At 32.0% G+C, this 17,888-nt stretch carries 20 protein-coding genes; 13 read left to right on the top strand and 7 right to left on the bottom strand.

Going from position 1 to position 17,888, the window contains the following annotated elements; genetic code table 11:
* Positions 1-43: 43 nt before the first annotated feature.
* Entirely contained in the window at positions 44-487 is a 444-nt protein-coding gene (locus ACFWM3_RS12280) for a hypothetical protein (protein ID WP_390311503.1), read from the bottom strand.
* 311 nt (positions 488-798) lie between these two features.
* Positions 799-1,515 carry a Crp/Fnr family transcriptional regulator gene (locus ACFWM3_RS12275; RefSeq protein ID WP_390311502.1) on the bottom strand — a complete coding sequence of 239 codons (717 nt, stop codon included), beginning with the start codon at positions 1,513-1,515 and terminating at the stop codon, positions 799-801.
* Positions 1,516-1,841: 326 nt separating this feature from the next.
* Here ACFWM3_RS12275 and moaA point away from each other — a divergent pair, with 326 nt between their 5' ends.
* Positions 1,842-2,849, top strand: coding sequence for a GTP 3',8-cyclase MoaA (gene moaA / locus ACFWM3_RS12270; RefSeq protein ID WP_390311501.1), 1,008 nt, complete (start codon positions 1,842-1,844; stop codon positions 2,847-2,849).
* Between the two features lie 365 nt (positions 2,850-3,214).
* On the opposite strand, the gene hcp is transcribed toward moaA, so the two are convergent.
* Positions 3,215-4,504 (bottom strand): hydroxylamine reductase, encoded by a 1,290-nt coding sequence (hcp, locus tag ACFWM3_RS12265; RefSeq protein ID WP_390311500.1) that lies wholly within the window; start codon positions 4,502-4,504, stop codon positions 3,215-3,217.
* A gap of 222 nt (positions 4,505-4,726) precedes the next feature.
* On the opposite strand from hcp, the gene ACFWM3_RS12260 reads away from it, so the two are divergent.
* A complete protein-coding gene (locus ACFWM3_RS12260) occupies positions 4,727-5,275 on the top strand; it encodes a hypothetical protein (protein WP_390311499.1) in 549 nt (182 codons plus the stop codon).
* A gap of 19 nt (positions 5,276-5,294) precedes the next feature.
* Here ACFWM3_RS12260 and ACFWM3_RS12255 read toward each other — a convergent pair whose 3' ends face one another.
* The gene (locus tag ACFWM3_RS12255; protein ID WP_390311498.1) at positions 5,295-6,812 is read right to left on the bottom strand and encodes an MDR family MFS transporter; all 1,518 of its coding nucleotides are present in this window, start codon (positions 6,810-6,812) and stop codon (positions 5,295-5,297) included.
* On the bottom strand, positions 6,812-7,288 hold the full coding sequence (locus tag ACFWM3_RS12250) for a MarR family winged helix-turn-helix transcriptional regulator (RefSeq protein WP_056466957.1): 477 nt from the start codon (positions 7,286-7,288) through the stop codon (positions 6,812-6,814). Before ACFWM3_RS12250 ends, ACFWM3_RS12255 begins: the two co-directional genes overlap by 1 nt.
* 364 nt (positions 7,289-7,652) lie before the next feature.
* Between ACFWM3_RS12250 and ACFWM3_RS12245 the strand changes: the two genes are divergently transcribed.
* Positions 7,653-8,153, top strand: a complete 501-nt coding sequence (locus ACFWM3_RS12245) for a GrpB family protein (protein WP_390311497.1) — start codon at positions 7,653-7,655, stop codon at positions 8,151-8,153.
* Positions 8,154-8,181: 28 nt separating this feature from the next.
* On the opposite strand, the gene ACFWM3_RS12240 is transcribed toward ACFWM3_RS12245, so the two are convergent.
* Positions 8,182-9,093, bottom strand: coding sequence for an aldo/keto reductase (locus tag ACFWM3_RS12240; protein WP_390311496.1), 912 nt, complete (start codon positions 9,091-9,093; stop codon positions 8,182-8,184).
* Positions 9,094-9,130: 37 nt separating this feature from the next.
* The gene (mciZ, locus tag ACFWM3_RS12235; protein WP_156339604.1) at positions 9,131-9,280 is read right to left on the bottom strand and encodes a Z-ring formation inhibitor MciZ; all 150 of its coding nucleotides are present in this window, start codon (positions 9,278-9,280) and stop codon (positions 9,131-9,133) included.
* 90 nt (positions 9,281-9,370) lie between these two features.
* On the opposite strand from mciZ, the gene ACFWM3_RS12230 reads away from it, so the two are divergent.
* From ACFWM3_RS12230 to deoB, 10 genes are all read left to right on the top strand, one after another.
* Complete coding sequence (locus ACFWM3_RS12230; protein WP_056466947.1) at positions 9,371-9,916, top strand: NUDIX domain-containing protein; 546 nt, start codon at positions 9,371-9,373, stop codon at positions 9,914-9,916.
* 78 nt (positions 9,917-9,994) lie between these two features.
* A complete protein-coding gene (locus ACFWM3_RS12225) occupies positions 9,995-10,681 on the top strand; it encodes a DUF975 family protein (RefSeq protein ID WP_056466939.1) in 687 nt (228 codons plus the stop codon).
* A gap of 181 nt (positions 10,682-10,862) precedes the next feature.
* Entirely contained in the window at positions 10,863-11,729 is an 867-nt protein-coding gene (locus ACFWM3_RS12220) for an alpha/beta fold hydrolase (protein WP_390311495.1), read from the top strand.
* A 213-nt stretch (positions 11,730-11,942) separates the two neighbouring features.
* Positions 11,943-12,593, top strand: coding sequence for a stage II sporulation protein M (gene spoIIM / locus ACFWM3_RS12215; protein WP_390311494.1), 651 nt, complete (start codon positions 11,943-11,945; stop codon positions 12,591-12,593).
* Positions 12,594-12,660: 67 nt separating this feature from the next.
* The gene (fur, locus tag ACFWM3_RS12210; RefSeq protein ID WP_056466931.1) at positions 12,661-13,110 is read left to right on the top strand and encodes a ferric iron uptake transcriptional regulator; all 450 of its coding nucleotides are present in this window, start codon (positions 12,661-12,663) and stop codon (positions 13,108-13,110) included.
* 203 nt (positions 13,111-13,313) lie between these two features.
* The gene (locus tag ACFWM3_RS12205) at positions 13,314-13,532 is read left to right on the top strand and encodes a YqzK family protein (RefSeq protein WP_056466929.1); all 219 of its coding nucleotides are present in this window, start codon (positions 13,314-13,316) and stop codon (positions 13,530-13,532) included.
* 6 nt (positions 13,533-13,538) lie between these two features.
* On the top strand, positions 13,539-14,465 hold the full coding sequence (gene xerD / locus ACFWM3_RS12200) for a site-specific tyrosine recombinase XerD (protein ID WP_056466928.1): 927 nt from the start codon (positions 13,539-13,541) through the stop codon (positions 14,463-14,465).
* A 175-nt stretch (positions 14,466-14,640) separates the two neighbouring features.
* On the top strand, positions 14,641-15,387 hold the full coding sequence (map, locus tag ACFWM3_RS12195; protein ID WP_056466927.1) for a type I methionyl aminopeptidase: 747 nt from the start codon (positions 14,641-14,643) through the stop codon (positions 15,385-15,387).
* 324 nt (positions 15,388-15,711) lie between these two features.
* A complete protein-coding gene (locus ACFWM3_RS12190) occupies positions 15,712-16,413 on the top strand; it encodes a TerC family protein (protein WP_056466924.1) in 702 nt (233 codons plus the stop codon).
* Positions 16,414-16,700: 287 nt separating this feature from the next.
* Entirely contained in the window at positions 16,701-17,882 is a 1,182-nt protein-coding gene (gene deoB / locus ACFWM3_RS12185; protein WP_390311493.1) for a phosphopentomutase, read from the top strand.
* Positions 17,883-17,888 lie beyond the last annotated feature (6 nt).

The following is a 17,888-nucleotide window of genomic DNA, read 5'->3' as shown; positions in this document are numbered from 1 at the left end:
ACACAAATGGGGCAAGAATGGATAACATATTTTAAATTATTCGTTAACTCATCATATTGAAAATTTCTTCGTAAGTACTTTGAAGGTTTTTATGTAAAGAGCGCAAAATATTACGTTTTAAAATAGGCTCTTTAACAGACAAGCTTTTTATAAATAAATATGGGACTTCAATATATACCGAAGACTGAGTCACTTCAAGAATAATGGAATTGTTAACATGAGTATACAGAAAGATACTAGGCAAACAAACATCACTTGAGTTTAAGTTGCCAATTTTATATTGAAGGCCACTCGATTCTTTCATATGAACATTTACCTTTCCGGTTAAAATGATAATCATATTCTGTTCATTATGAATAGGTATATTTTCATTTGTTTCTCTAAAGTATAGATTGGATGCATCAACTATTTTTTTTAAGAGGTTATGATTGATATCTTGAAACAAACAGAGGCTTTTCAAATAAAGTAAATAATCAGGTTTATACAATTTTTTTCTCTCCCTAAATTACAAGACCGTATATTTTCATCATTATATAAAAACGATTTGAACCAAACTGTGACTCTTTTCACACATATAGCTCAAATAATAGCGATCAGATGATGTGAAATCAGTTAGATGGTGGGAAAGGAGGGGGAATTTGGAGGACCAATCTATTTTAAAGAGAAATACAAGTAATTAAAAAATAAATAACCTTAACTAGTTAGAAGTAAAGTTAAGGTTACTTAATATCAAGTATTTAATAATATTATGTAAAGACAAATTTAATCAGCTTTATACTTAAATAGTCTTATAAAGAACTAATCTATGTTACATATATCTTTTGGGCAATTATCACAGCCGATTTCATTTTTAAGAAATTGTAAATCTTTGATGATAATTTTTCCATCGGGAGTATAACTAATAACATCTTTTTTCCTTAAATCACTTAACATCCGATTAACACTTTCTCTAGTAGCAGCACAAAACTTAGCTAATTCTTGATTGGTAAGATGAATATTAAGAAGAATTCCGTTTTCTATTATTTCTCCGTAAGAGTTCGATATACGGATGAGTGTAGAGTAAAGTGCGCCTTTTTTACCACTCAATACTAAGTCTCGAATCTTTGATTGATTTTTTCTAAGATGAGTAGAAATCCATTTCATAAATTCAAATGTCAATGGAGCATGGTTAATTAGTTTTTTCTCCAAAATATCTTTCGGAATGACCTGCACTTCTGATTCTTCTAATGCGTATGCGCTAAGCATATAATTTGCATTCTCTGAAAAGAGAGTCAATTCTCCGATTAAGTCATCTTTTTTACAAATACGAAGATTTAATTCATCACCATTTAAAGTCAGCTTACTTATTTGGATCATTCCTGATTTAATTAGATACAATTCTGTAGCATCTTCTCCTTCTTGAAATAAGAAGGTGCCTTTTTTTACTGAACGAGTTGATCCAATCGACTGTAATAAGGAAGCCAAATCTTTAGAAACGATTGAAAGGTCACTTTTTCTATTATTATTTTTTTCCATCAAAGTATCTCCGCTTCGTTATAGTTGAACATCATTGATTTTATGTATTTATCAAGAAAACAAGTATTTTATGTATTACATTTATTATTATAATACCATTCTATTAAATAGCATAGAACTCTAAGGATATAGAATATGAAAGATTGACGTAGTAGCTGGTTAAACTTGCATTTTGCAAATGGAAAGTAACTCTTTCAAAGAGGCATTCTGGAACATAAATACTGAATAGCTTAAACAACGAGATTGTGACATACATCATAAGGTGAAATAACTTTGTATGCTAATATTAGCTAAAAATCATACATAAGAAGAAGGGGGAGGAAAAAATGACCAATATCCTCGATACCCGCAATCGACCACTTCGAGATTTAAGAATATCTGTAACAGACCGTTGTAACTTTAGATGCAGTTATTGTATGCCTAAAGAGATATTTGGGGTTGACTATCCCTTTATGAGTAAAGATGAAATCCTATCCTTTGAGGAAATTGTTCGATTAGCTAAATTATTTGCAAAAATAGGTGTAGAAAAGATTCGTTTAACAGGAGGGGAACCTCTTTTAAGAAAAGATCTACCAATACTGATTAATCGTCTTTCAAAAATTGAAGGAATTAAATATGTGACGTTAACAACAAATGGTGTATTTTTGGCAAAAAACGCCAAAGCACTTAAAGAAGCCGGAATTTGCCGCGTAAATGTGAGCTTAGATTCCTTGGATGATAAAGTTTTCATGAAGATAAATAATATGAATACGAGCGTTTCCACAGTCTTAAACGGAATTATTGCAGCTAGAGAAGCAGGGTTAGAAGTCAAAGTAAATATGGTAGTAAAGAAAGGGTTAAATGATACTGAAGTATTACCAATGGTTCATTTTTTTAAAGAGAAAAATATTACATTACGATTTATAGAGTATATGGATGTAGGGTGTACAAATGGATGGAATTTTAAAGATGTTATCTCGAAGAAGCAAGTTTACGATCTGTTCCAAGAACAATATCAGTTGGAGCCAGTAGAGCAGAATTTCATTGGCGAGGTAGCAAAACGATATCGATATAAAGGAACGAATACTGAGGTCGGATTTATCTCATCAGTTACAGAAACTTTCTGCGGTTCATGTACGAGAGCGCGCCTATCTACAGATGGAAAGCTATACACCTGTCTATTCGCTTCAGAAGGGTATGACTTAAGAAAAATGTTGCGCACTGGCGTTACAGATCAATACATTTCAGCAATAATTCAATCATTATGGGAAAAAAGAGATGACAGATACTCTGAGATCCGCACAGAAGAAAGTCATAAAAATCGTAAAATTGAAATGTCTTATATTGGTGGATAAGAAACAACTATTTATCTATAGTTGTTTCAGACTGCCCGCCAAACGCTCGCTTTCTTCGTTACTTCGCCTGTCTGCGGTGCTCATTACCGCCTAAAGGTAACTCCGCTCCTCACCATGCTTCGTGCCTCGAAAGACAAGCGCTTGCAATCAGTCTGAAAATCAAGTATTTAGTACTTTGTCTACACACTGAAACAACTATTTATCTATAGTTGTTTATTTATTTTTATTTTGAAATATGGTATATAGCAACACAGAAAAATACGTTCGAAATGATTGAACAAACTCTAAGCATTCATTGATGTTGGAACTGAAAAATAAATAAAAGAACTTCTCTTTTAAGAGAAGTTCATTGTTCATTCAGGCTATTATCCTTGTAAAATTGTTTTCAAATCGTCTTGTGCATTCGTAATTAATTTTAAGCCAAATGTATCAACTAATACATTTAATACGCCTTCATTAATAAAGTCTGGTGCTTTAGGTCCGATTCGAATATCTTGGATTCCAAGGCTAAATAACCCTAATAATATAGCCACGGCTTTTTGCTCAAACCAAGAAAGTATAATACTTACAGGCAAATCATTGACACTACAATTAAATGCATCCGCTAATGCAGCCGCAATTTTTATTGTTGAAACTGAATTATTGCATTGCCCTAAATCTATAAATCTAGGAATGTTTGTACCAGTTACAGTACCGTAATCTACATCATTAAAGCGAAATTTACCGCAAGAGGTTGTTAAAACTACTGTATCATTTGGTAAAGATGTGACAAGCTCACGATAATATTCTCCACCTTTTCCTGGGGCGTCACAACCTGCTACAACAAAGAAGCGTTGAATCTTCCCATTTTTTACAGCTTCTACAATTTCAGGAGCAATAGATAAAACTGTTTCGTGATGGTAACCAGTAGTCATTACTTCTTCTGATTCTATATTTGCTTCTGGTAGTTCTAATGCACGTTGAATTAATGGCGAAAAATCTTCCTCTATAATCTTTGTTACTCCTTCTAATCCCGCCACTTCATATGAGAAGAAGCGATCTGCATAACTTCCCTTTATTGGCATCACACAGTTTGTGGTTGCTAAAATCGCTCCAGGGAATTTTTCAAATAAACGTCTTTGATCAAACCAAGCTTTTCCGATGTTACCTTTTAAATGTGTATATTTTTTTAATGCTGGATAACCGTGAGCAGGTAGCATTTCAGAGTGTGTGTAAATATTTAAACCTTTCCCGTCTGTTTGTTTTAACAATTCTTCTAATGCAAATAAATTGTGGCCAGTCACAACAATGCATTTTCCTTCGATTTTATTAGAAGAAACTTGAACAGGTTCAGGAATTCCAAAATGTTTTGTATGGGCTTCATCTAATAGCTCCATTACACGAATTGCGGCTTTACCTACTTTCATAGCCATATCAATGTGTTCTTGTAAGTTAAAATTAGAATTTGTTAAAGTCATATACAGAGCTTCATGTGTTACTTGGTCAACAAATGGATCGGTATACCCTAATTGAGCAGCATGTGTACGATAAGCTGCAATTCCTTTTAACCCATAAACCATCGTATCTTGTAAACTTGCAATTGTTTCATCTTTTCCACATACACCTACAATCTTACAACCACCAACCGGAGTTTGTTCACATTGGTTACAAAACATCATTCATCCCCCTAACAATTTGAATAAACTTATTATATGGCGGGATATAATCATTGTTTGTGACTTAAATCACATGAAATCTTTAAACTAATAAATAAATTATTTCAAAGATTGTAAGGGTATAAGTGAATTCTTAGATAGGTTATTGAACGAACGTATACATTATTTGAATAACGGTTTAAGATGACTATGAGCAATAAGATAGGGGGTGATAGTTGGAGGATGAGTATAGACCTAACCAAAAACAATGCTAAAATAATTGTAGAGATGATCGATTCAGGATTAATTTTTTACAAACACTACTATTTGTGGTGTGATTCAATTATTGAGTCTTTAGAAAATCCACCTTACTGGATTTTAGAATTAGCGATTACTAAAAGCTCAAATGATGCAAGTGGGATTGTTTCTGAATATGCTTACTCTGACCTAGAAACATTAAGCCCGGACTTTTATATAAAATTTAATAACCTACATTTAGCGTGTCTTTTTTTAAGTTCTAAAAATGGTGAACTTTCTTGGAATACATTATTAAGAGAATCAGGCCACTACTCGGATGGTTCTATATGTAAAATTGACTGTACGTTTTTTTATGAAATGCTAAATAAATATGAAGATAGCTTGCAATCATTTGAATTAAAAAGAGAACAAATGAATGAAATGGAAATAATGTTAAGTGATGAAATTGAAGAAATAATAGAGATTTATAAAGTATTCCAAATGTATTATTCAAAGTATTTAATAGAAGAAAAAAATAAGCCAAATCCATATTAGAATGGGTTTGGCTTTATTTTTATTGAGCTTTTTTAGCTCTATTTTCTTTTACTTCAAATGTTAATTTTTCTTTACCCATTAAGATAATCGCGATAAAACCTAAAGTAATCGGAATTAATGTCCATTTGAAAGTAGTTGCAACTGAATGTGCCATTGCTTCTGAGATTTTATGAAGTACTTCTGGTGGAATTTTAGCTCTTGCATCAGCGGATAATAATGCTCGTGAATCAACTTTTCCGCCAAATGCGCTAATATTTCCAAGTAAATCACTTAATTTATTTTTAAATACGTGGTTTTGAATTGTACCAAAAATTGTTACACCAATTGTCATACCTAATGTTCTAAAGAAAGTATTTGTTGATGTAGCGATGCCTCGTTTTTGAGGTTCGATTTTGTGTTGAGTTGCCATACTTAATAATGAGAATGAACAGCCCATCCCAAGACCAGCGATAATCATGTAGAATGTTACTGTTGATCTAGCTGTATCAGTATCTAAAGTGCTTAATAAATACATTCCAATAAAGAATAAAACAACTGAAACTAACATGATGCTTCTGTAACTAAATTTACGTACTGATTGACCTGCTACTTGGCTACCTACAACCGAACCAAGCATCATCGGAATAAGAATGATACCAGAATTTGTAGCTGTACCACCAAAAACTGATTGAACAAAAAGTGGAATTAATACAGTCGTAATAATGAAAGCAGAACCGTAGAAAAATGCAACACCCTGTGTTGCTGCAAACAGTTGCTTTTTAAATAAGCTAAATGAAATAATTGGCTCTTCAACTTTTCTTTCAATTAGAATAAATGCGATAAATAATACTGCAAAGATTGCAAATAAGGAAATAATTGGAGCAGAATTCCAATCGTACTCATTTCCACCTAATTCAAGAGCAAACATTAAACTGACAACTGAACCAACAAGTGTAATCGCACCAAACCAGTCGATTTTAAGTTTTCTAAGCTGAAGGTTTTCTTTATAAAACTGTGAAATTAAATATAAAGAAATAATACCTAAAGGTAAATTGATGTAGAAAATCCAGCGCCAATCAATTTGATCAGTAATATAAGCACCTAAAAGTGGTCCAAATACACTAGAAAGACCAAAAACTGCACCAAATAAACCAGTCATTTTTCCTCGTTTTTCTGGTGGGAAAATATCGAAAATAATTGTAAAGGCGATTGGCATTAGTGAACCTCCGCCAATTCCTTGAATCGCACGATAAATACTTAATTGAATAATGCTATTTGCTGTTCCACATAATGCGGAACCAATTAAGAAAATGATAAGTCCTAATAAATAAAATCGTTTACGTCCATACATATCTGATAACTTACCAAAAATCGGCATACTTGCCATAGTAGCAACCAAATAGGCAGAGGTTACCCAAATAAATTGGTCTAAACCACCTAGTTCTCCAACAATTGTCGGCATTGAAGCTGAAACAATTGTGTTATCCATAGCCGCCATCAGCATTCCTAATAATAGACCTGCTACGACAAAGCCAACCTTACTCTCTTTTGAAACCATTAAGTTTCCCCCTTATTTAATTCTTTAGTCTCTTTTGGAATCAATTCATTAATATCATTCCAAAATTTAAATAATAATGTTAACTCTTTGTCATCATACTGATTAAAAATATTAGAAAGAGAGTCAGATAATGGTTTAAAAAGTTCTGCTAATTCATCATCACGTTCATACACAGGTTGAATAATTACTCGTCTACGGTCATTAGGATCTTGAATACGTTCAACAAAGTTGACTTTTTCAAGTCGGTCAATAACACCTGTTATAGCACCAGTAGTTAGATGTGTTAATTGAGATAACTTTCCAGCTGTAATCGGGCCAGTGTGGCAAAGTAATTCTCGACATCGTAAATCAGTCGCATTTAAATGAAGGTTTGAGGCAAGCCCTTCATTAAAAAGAACGATTGAAGTGCTGAATTTTCTAAATTCCATTATAAGAGATGGAATAAATTCACTTCGAATGATTGGTTTTTCTGACATTTCATTCTCTCCTTAGAATATAGGAAGTACTAAAAAGTTAACGTAACTAAATATCTTAGTAACTAAAATAATTATAATTCAAAGAAACCAATTAAAGTAGGAATTGTGAGTATTTTAACCAAAATTTAATTTAGTATTAAATTACGATTTTTGAACATTTTTTAAGTGAAAGTAAGGGTAAAAGGGATTAGGGAATTTTAATTAAAATAGTTTAAACATAAGGTTTATGGGATAGGTGGAAAGTCATGATTGTATAAGGTCTATTTTTATGCTTTTTCTACTACAATTAATTTTTTCAATAATTAATTGTCCTTTAACGAATGCTATAAAAGGAAGTTAATGAAAAAAGTGTAGGTGTTCTAAAATGAAAAAGAATATTGAAATTGTACCTTATCGTACTTCCTGGGAAGAAGATTTTCAGTCTGAAAAAAAGGCAATTGATCTATTATTACCAGAGAAAGCAGCGATTTATCATATAGGGAGTACTTCAATTCCGAATATGTTTGCGATGCCAATCATTGACTTAATGATCGTTGTAAAATACTTAAAAAAGTTTGATGAGTATAGTGATGTTCTAAAAACTTTAGGTTACGAACAATTGGGGGATCAATCTAAGCAAGACAGAAGACTTTTTATAAAATGTGATGATAATAGTAGTTTCCATATTCAAGTATATGAAAAAGGAAATGCTGCTATTGAACGAAATATTGCATTTAGGGAATATATGATCGCTCATACTGATCAAGCAATGGAATATATAAAATTAAAAAAAGAACTTGCTAAAAACAAATTAGAAAATAAAAGAGGACGTAAAGAAGAATTTTTAGATGAAATCGATAGAAAAGCAAGTAAATGGAAGAAATAACACTCCTTCCATGGAAGGAAGGAGTGGCTTAACGATGTTCCTCATAATTCGTAAGAAGTGAAATTTCTTTTATTTGGGCGATTTGTTGTGAATTTAATGGTTTTGCAAAGTAAGCGTTAATATTATCTAGTAATTGTTCTTTATTTCTAGCTCCAACAGCTAATGATGAAACTGCTTTATGAGAAAGAGCATATTGTAAAGCTAAGCTATGTAAGGATTGTTCTTCATCGAGAAGTTGGAGAAGTTTTCGGATTGTTTCAGTACATTCTTGTTCTGAATATGACATATAGCCCTTGTTAGATAGTTTCTTTTCCCATTTACTTGTTAATAATCCTTTTGCTACAGAACCACGTGCAATGACAGAAATATTATTTTTTTCGAAAAGCGGAAAGAATTCTTCAGGTCTACGCTCAAGTACATTATATTGCATCATAACACCTTGTATAGATGAATGATTTATAAATCGATTAATAACATTCGGACGAATTGAAGAGATTCCATAATGGCGAATTAAGCCTTCTTTTACTAGTTCATCAAAAGTAAATATAGTTTCTTCATATTGATCCTCAATTGTTCCACCATGAAGTTGATAATAATCGATATAATCTGTATTTAGTCTACGTAAACTGTCTTTTACAGCTTCTTTAATATATGCTCTCGATGGATCCCAATACCATTTATTATCATGTGAATTATTCCAACGGTTTCCGACCTTCGTTGCAATAACCACTTGATCTCTGCGACCTTTTAAAGCTTTACCAACGATTTCTTCATTTTTACCGAAATCATATAAATCAGCAGTATCAAAGTAATTAATACCAGCATCGATTGCTGCATGAATTGTTGAAATTGCCTCATTTTCTTCTGTCCCAAGAGACATACAACCTAAACCAATTTCGGATATTTCTAATAAAGTAGAACCAAGTTTACGTTTTTTCATATAAATCCCTCCAAGTTTAATTGTAGGGAAAAGAGAATTATTTTACAACATAGAGAAGCTTGCCATTGGAGTTTTGAATCCATTCTTGAACCGTTTTATATTGCATAGCAATAACTTCGAGGCTTTTTAAAATTTCTGTTTTAGAGCCTACAAGGACAACAGAATTTTCCGTCATACACATTTTCATCAGACTACCTCATTTCAGAAAGTATTTTAATGAAATAAATGATAAAATGTATGTGACAACCATATAAATTAGAACAAGGTGATGAAAAAAATGAAAAAATTTGAAGAAAAAACACTAGCAGAAGAAAAAATATTCACAGGACGAGTAATCTCTCTTTATCATCAAAAAGTAGAATTACCGAATGGAAATACAAGTACACGTGAAATCGTAAAGCATCCAGGTGCTGTAGCTGTAATTCCAATTACAAGTGAAGGAAAAATAGTATTTGTAGAGCAGTATCGAAAAGCGCTAGAAAGAAGTCTTTTAGAAATTCCAGCGGGAAAATTAGAAAAAGGCGAAGAGCCACTTGTAACGGCTAAACGAGAACTAGAAGAAGAGACTGGATATGAAGCAGCCGAGTGGGAGCATATTCAATCTTTTTATACATCACCGGGGTTTGCAGACGAGTATATACATATATATGTAGCAAAAGGTTTAAAGAAATTAGAAAATAGTGCAGTTTTAGACGAAGATGAATTTGTCGAAATTTTTGAGCTAACATTAGACGAGTGTCTAGAAGAACTAAAAAAAGGTTCAATCCATGATGCGAAAACATGCTTTGCAGTCCAATATTTACAATTATTACAAAAAAATTAAATTAAAATTAAAAATATCTCTCAAAAAGTGGTAATAAACATGGTAAAATAAAGTGACATTTTTTGAGAGGATGAGTAGATGAGAATTTCGTCAATTAAAAAAACAGCTAAAAGTCGTCTATCTGGTAATTGGGGTAAAGCGATTTTAACACTTGTGGTTTTTGGTGTATTACAAGGACTTATTTATATGTTACTTAATGGGCCAGTCAACTATCATTATACAGGGAGTATAACTTTAGATTTTGATCAACAAGATTTAATACCTGGTGGAATCCAAACCGTAATCGAAATTATTACTGCAATCTTAAATACGCTACTAGGTTATGGATTACTTGTATACTTTTTAAAGTTGATTCGTGCTGAGGAAAAAAACATATCGGATATATTTTTCTATTTTAAAAGTGGGCATCAATTTATAAGAGGAATAATAGTTGGATTTTTAGTAACTTTATTTACAGTATTATGGACTGTTTTATTAATCATTCCTGGGATTATCAAATCAATCGCGTATTCACAAGTTGGATATATTTTAAAAGATTTTCCAGAAATGAATGCACTAGATGCAATTACATTAAGTAGAAGAATGATGGATGGGTATAAATGGAAATTCTTTTTACTAGGGCTTTCATTCATCGGTTGGGGTCTATTAGTGATCATCACTTTTGGGCTTGCTTTATTTTATGTAGCACCATACTTTTATACTTCTCAGGCACAATTTTATGCAGAAGTAAAAGAAGCATACGAAGCAAAAAATGAAACGATATAAAAATCTTGAGAAAAAAGACGTTATTTTTTTAACGTCTTTTTTTTATGACTTATTGAATGCCTATATTGAAAAACAGCATTTCACTTTTATTAAGCAAAAATTAAAGAATGAAAGATAAAATAGAAAATAGGAAAAATGAATACAATAAGACAACTAATCAAATACGATGAAGGTGAGAATATTGTTTGTTAATGGTGAGCTTGGCACATATCACGTTCGAGTAAAAGGGGATGGCAAAGTTACAGTTCTTTTAGAATGTGGAATGATGCATACTCTTCATCAATGGAAGTATTTACAAGAAGAGTTGAGTAAATATGCCAAAGTTATAACGTACGATCGCTTAGGTTATGGAAAAAGTGGAATATGGACGACAGAACGATCAACAGAGCAACAAGCTTTTGAATGTTATGATATTTTATTAGCATTAAATATTAAAAGTCCTTTAATTGCTGTCGGACATTCTCTGGGGGCATATATTGTATTCCAATTGTCTCGGCTTTTTCCAAATTCTATCCAATCAATGGTTTTACTCGATCCAACACATCCGACCCTAGAAGAACAAGAGCAGAAATTATATGATAAGTTACTATATCAATTTGCGTTAATGATGAAGAACGCGAACCGATTTAATCTTACTAAGGTAATTCCAAATAAATTAATTAATAAAATGATGAAAACTTCACCGGAGAACCAGTTCGAAATGATTAGCGCAATTAAAAGCTATAAGCATTGGAAGACTGTTGTCAGTGAGTGGAAAAACCTAAATTATAGTAACTTACGAATTAAGGACGCATTGAAAATAAAAATGAATATTCCTTTACTAGTATTAACAGCTTCTAATCAAAGTGGCTTACAACTTAACCTGAAGAAAAAAAAGGAATTACTACATAAAGTTGAAAAATATCATAATGAATATTGTGAAACAACGAATCAAGGTAACCGTCAAACATTAGAAGGCTACACACATTCTTCTATTTATGGAAATAATGCAGAAAATGCTAAATCAATCGGTCAAATCATAAAAAAACAAATTGAATTATTAAATTAAAACAAAGCTGTTTTAGTCGTTGACTGACTTTAACAGCTTTTTTTTATTTTTTTAAAATTTTTGATGACAACGAAAATCATCATCCCTTTCCATAAAATAGCAACTAGACCTACTTTTTCTTTATGATTAATTTTTCAACTTTTATAAATTAATAGAATAAATTACTTGTCCATTCATAAAATGAAGAGAGAATATAGTGCAGGAGATGATATCATGACAAGAAGCTCAGTCAAATCAACGATGAAAAAACATGTTAAAGATTATTTGTCACTCTATATTTTTGTTAGTGTGATTTTACTTTTTGGTGTAGTATTTGGAGCAGTCATCGTAAATAGTATGAATGTGAATCAAAAGCAGGATATTCTATCCTTTATTACACATTTTTTTGGACAAGTTAATAATGGGGATTATATAAGCGGAAATGAAGTGTTCCTTTCTAGCTATTCCTCTCATTTAAAGTTTTTAGCATTGATTTGGGTTTTAGGGATCTCAATCATCGGATTACCAATCATTCTTATTTTATTATTTATGAAAGGATTGGTAGTTGGATTTACAGTTGGATTTTTAGTCAATCAATTAGGTTGGCATGGTATTTTATTAGCATTTTCTTCTGTTTTTCCACAAAATGTGATCGTTTTACCATTATATATACTTTTAACTGTTTTAGCAGTTCAGCTATCTATTCGAATGATTCGAAAGCAATTTATTAAAAATGATAATGAACCAATTATGAAACAGTTAGTCTCGTATTCTATTGTTTTTGGAATTGTTGCTGTTTGCTTAAGTATGGCAAGTATTATTGAAGCATATGGTTCAACATATTTTTTAAAAGCCATCTCAGAAATAATTGTTTCAAAAAATTAACAAATAATTTTTGACACTTTCTCTTTCTTTGTTATAATTATTATCAAGTGGCGAGGGAGTGAAAAGAATGGAAGAACGAGTTGAACGAATAAAGAAACAACTACATTTAGCAGGATACAAATTAACACCACAACGGGAATCTACTGTTCGTGTTTTATTAGAAAACGAAGAAGATCACCTAAGTGCAGAAGATGTTTACCTCCTAGTGAAAGAAAAATCGCCAGAAATTGGACTTGCTACTGTTTATCGTACGTTAGAATTACTAACTGAGTTAACAATTGTTGATAAAATAAATTTTGGTGATGGCGTTTCAAGATACGACTTAAGACATGAAGGTGCACAACATTTTCACCATCATTTAATTTGCACGGTTTGCGGAGCAGTAGATGAAATTCATGAAAATCTATTAAGTGAAGTTGAAAAGACAGTTGAAGAACGTTGGAATTTTAAAATTAAAGATCATCGATTATCATTTCATGGTGTATGTCATCGTTGCCATGATCAAAACGAAGAGTAGTAAAATGATTTTAATTTAATTAAAATCATTTTATTTTTGATTCTTAAAAGACGGAGCAGTTCAATAAAAAGAGTCTGCTCTTTTTCATGTTCTAAAAATTACACTGGTAATGATTAATGTTGCTTTTTTGAAGTATGATTTGTCCTATTTTTGCATAGTATGTAGTAATGATGTCTTTACTTCTAGCAAAAGGTGGTGGTCATATGAAAAAAAGAGCAAGTATTGTTTTTAATGTAATAAAAGTTACAATTTTATTCATTACATGTACAATTTTATTTTATTTTGCTATTCAATGGATTCATTCTGAATATGAAAATATGCATCGATATGACCGACCAGAAGGCTCAATGTTAAAGGTGGACATTCATAAAAAGGATGGTGCTTTTAACCAATTGGTACGGTTTTATCAAAACGGGGAGTAATGAAATGTGACAACGACTGATAAAACACCTTTTAAAAAAGAATTTGATTTTGCAACTGAGGATTTTATCCATTTTATCCAAGTAGAAAAAGGTTTATCTAAAAATACAATTCTATCATATGGCAAGGATTTAGAAAGCTACGGAAAATATTTGGACGTTGTTGAAAATATAAATGGTCTCGCAAATATAACTAGGTTACATATTATTAGTTATTTAAAATATTTAAAAGAAAGAGATTTAACGGCACGAACAATGGCTCGTCAATTAGCAACAATTCGCTCATTTCATCAATTTTTAATTCGTGAGGTTGATGGGATGAAAGACGATCCTTCACTATTAATAGAAATTCCAAAAGCCCCAAAAGTACTTCCAAAGGTTTTATCACTACAGGAAGTAGAGGCTTTATTAGAAGTACCTGATCACTCTACATTTGGTTTAAGAGATAAGGCCATGTTAGAATTGCTATATGCTACTGGCATGCGGGTGTCAGAGTTATTATCATTAAATCTATCTGACATTAATTTAACAATGGGATTTGTGCGATGTTTAGGTAAAGGTAGTAAAGAAAGAATTATTCCTTTAGGTAAACTTGCTATTGAATCAATTGAAAATTATTTAAAATTAGCAAGAAATGATTTAAAAGGTAAAAAAAATAATGATGCATTTTTCTTAAATCATCATGGAAATAGAATGTCTAGACAAGGATTTTGGAAAAACTTAAAAAAGCAAGCTGAAAAAGCAAATATTCAGCATGAATTAACACCGCATACTTTACGTCATTCATTTGCAACACATTTATTAGAAAATGGCGCTGATTTAAGATCGGTTCAAGAAATGTTAGGACATGCAGATATATCTACAACACAAATTTATACACATGTAACGAAAAATAGACTTAAGGATGTTTATAAAGAGTTTCATCCAAGAGCTTAATCTCAGATTTAGACTGTTCAGTCTAAAAAACAGATTTTTAAAACTTTGTCTACACACTAAAGAGCTTAAATAAAGCTCTTTTTTCTTGGGAAAAGATTGTTATAATGTGAAAAGAATAATATATTAAATTAATCATGTAAGAACCGAAACTAGGTGACTTGAGAGGATGAACTAAATGATTACGATTAAGACTGAACGTGAAATTAACTTAATGGATGAAGCAGGTACTTTATTGGCTGCTACGCATAAGGAAATTGCAAAAATGATTAAGCCAGGGATTACGACTTGGGAAATTGATCAATTTGTAGAAAAGTTTTTAGCTGAAAATGGTGCGAAACCGGAGCAAAAAGGTTATCGAGGATATAACTATGCAACTTGTGCTTCAATTAATGATGAGATTTGCCACGGTTTTCCTCGTAAAAAAGCTTTAAAAGATGGAGATATTGTAACGATTGATATGGTCGTAAATTTAAATGGCGCGCTTGCTGATTCCGCTTGGACATACGGTGTAGGGAATATTACTAAAGAAAACAAGGACTTATTAAAAGTTACCCAAGAATGCTTATATAAAGGTATAGAACAAGCTGTAGTAGGTAACCGTATTGGTGATATTGGCTTTGCAATTCAAACTTATGCTGAATCATTAGGTTATTCAGTTGTGCGTGATTTTACAGGACATGGCATCGGACCAACGCTTCATGAAGAGCCATATGTTCCACATTTTGGTATGGCAGGTAAAGGTTTAAGACTGCGTGAAGGGATGGTCATTACGATTGAACCGATGATTAATTTAGGATCATGGCAATCAACAATGGATTCAAATGGCTGGACAGCAAGAACAAGAGATGGAAAAAATTCAGCACAATATGAACATACTTTAGCGATAACAAGTAATGGACCAAAAATATTGACAAAGCAATAAGTTAATTATTTACATTGAAAATAAAAGATAAAACTTATAATTAAAAACCGGTTAAAAATCTATTGACATAATGGACTAGCTAGAATACTATTATATTATTAATAAACAATCGAATACTCCAAAGGGGAGTAGCGTCAGGAGAGATCCTGAAACAAAGTCGTCATTACATGAGAAGAAATTCTCATCGGCTTTGTTGGCATACATATGTGTGCTCAGCAAGACCTTTGCCGTAGAACTACAACTATTGGCAAAGGTCTTTTTATTTTGTAGTCACGGGTACAGGTTGTTTAATTAAAAATAGTAGTTTCATAAGGGGGAATAGTCATGGATTTATTTGACGGATTAAGTATTGGCGTACTATTGAATGTAATTTTTATCGACCTGTTATTAAGTGGTGACAATGCTATTCTAATCGCATTAGCAGCGAAAAACTTACCAGCAGACCAAAAGAAAAAAGCAGTTTTATTTGGTACATTAGGTGCAATTGGACTACGTATCGTATTTGCAGCAGTAATCGTGTATTTATTAAAAATTCCTTTTATTTATGCAATCGGTGGTTTAATGTTATTATGGATTGCTTTTAAATTATTAGTCGATGACTCTGGACACGGCGAAGTTAAAAGTGGTGCAACATTATGGGGAGCAGTTAGAACAATCATCATTGCTGATGCGTTAATGAGTCTTGATAATGTTTTAGCTTTAGCTGGTGTATCACATGGTAGCTTAGTTGCAATCGTAATTGGGATTTTAATTTCAATTCCAATTATTGTTGGCGGAAGCTCATTATTAATGAAAATTATGAACAAATACCCAATAATTACAACAATTGGTTCAGGTATCTTAGCTTGGACGGCAGCTGGAATGATTACTCATGAAAAAATGATTCACGATGCTTTTGATAATTCTGCAATTGCTTTAGCTTTCAAAATTGTCATGACTGCAATCGTAATTGGAGCTGGTACAATTGTTTCTAGAAGAAAAGCACAAAAACATCAAGTTGCAAATACAGAAAATCAAACCGCATAATACTTTAAAAGGCCCAGCTAAAAAAGCTTGGGCTTTTTCTTTTTGCATTATGTATGGAAGAGTGTAATTTTACATATCATCATTATTAGCAACTTGATAAAAAAGAATGTATTTATGAATTATTTATGTCAATTTATTATGATTCTGGGGAAATATAGTATCAATAGACACAAATTGGAAAATATATTTCTTGAAAAGAATTAGGACAATAAGTATACTTTAGTTGTCAGACATCTGACGCTAGCATTTAAGTTTAAGTTTGTTTCGATGAGTTAGGAGGAAAACAAATGAATAGAAAATTTAATAGAGTGTTCCTCGTTGTTATGGATTCTGTAGGAATTGGAGAAGCTCCAGATGCAGAAAAATTTAATGATGTTGGTTCAGATACACTAGGCCATATTGCTGAAGAAATGAATGGATTACATATGCCGAACATGGCAAAACTAGGTTTAAGTAATATAAGAGAATTGAAAGGGGTTCCAAAGGCCGATAAGCCACTTGCTTATTATACAAAAATGGAAGAGTCATCAGTCGGAAAAGATACAATGACTGGACATTGGGAAATCATGGGACTTCACATTGATAAACCATTTAAAGTTTTTGCTGATGGATTCCCTAAAGAATTAATAAGCGAATTAGAAACCCATTTTGATCGTAAAATAATTGGGAATAAACCTGCTTCAGGAACTGAAATCTTAGTTGAACTTGGTGAACAGCATATGAAAACAGGCGATTTAATCGTTTATACGTCTGCTGATTCTGTTTTACAAATTGCAGCTCATGAAGAAGTTGTTCCTTTAGAAGATTTATATCGTTATTGTGAAATTGCACGTAAATTAACATTAGATGATCCATACATGATTGGGCGTGTGATTGCGAGACCATTTGTTGGTGAACCTGGAAACTTTAAACGTACACCAAATCGTCATGACTATGCATTAAAACCATTTGGACGTACTGTTATGAATGAGTTAAAAGATGCGAATTTAGATGTGATTTCAATCGGTAAAATTGCTGATATCTTCGATGGTGAAGGAATTACGAAAGCATTACGTACTGTTTCTAATATGGATGGTATGGATAAATTAGTTGAAACACTAAAAATGGACTTCACAGGTATTAGCTTCCTAAATTTAGTTGATTTTGATGCTGTATACGGTCATAGAAGAGATCCGCTAGGTTACGGTAAAGCATTAGAAGAATATGATGCACGATTACCAGAAGTATTTGATTTATTAAAAGAAGATGATTTATTGATGATTACTGCCGATCATGGAAACGATCCGACTTATACTGGTACAGACCATACAAGAGAATATGTTCCGTTATTAGTTTATAGTAAACAGTTTTCAGAAGGTAAGGAATTAGAAATTCCAAAAACGTTTGCCGATATTGGAGCAACTATTGCAGAAAACTTTAAAGTTACAATGCCATCACATGGATCAAGTTTTTTTGAAAAATTGAAATAAGGTGGA

This window comes from Gottfriedia sp. NPDC058432 (assembly GCF_042721555.1).
GTDB lineage: Bacteria > Bacillota > Bacilli > Bacillales > Bacillaceae_G > Gottfriedia.
Note: the sequence above shows the minus strand (reverse complement) of the source record. Positions and strands in the feature narration are given on the sequence as shown.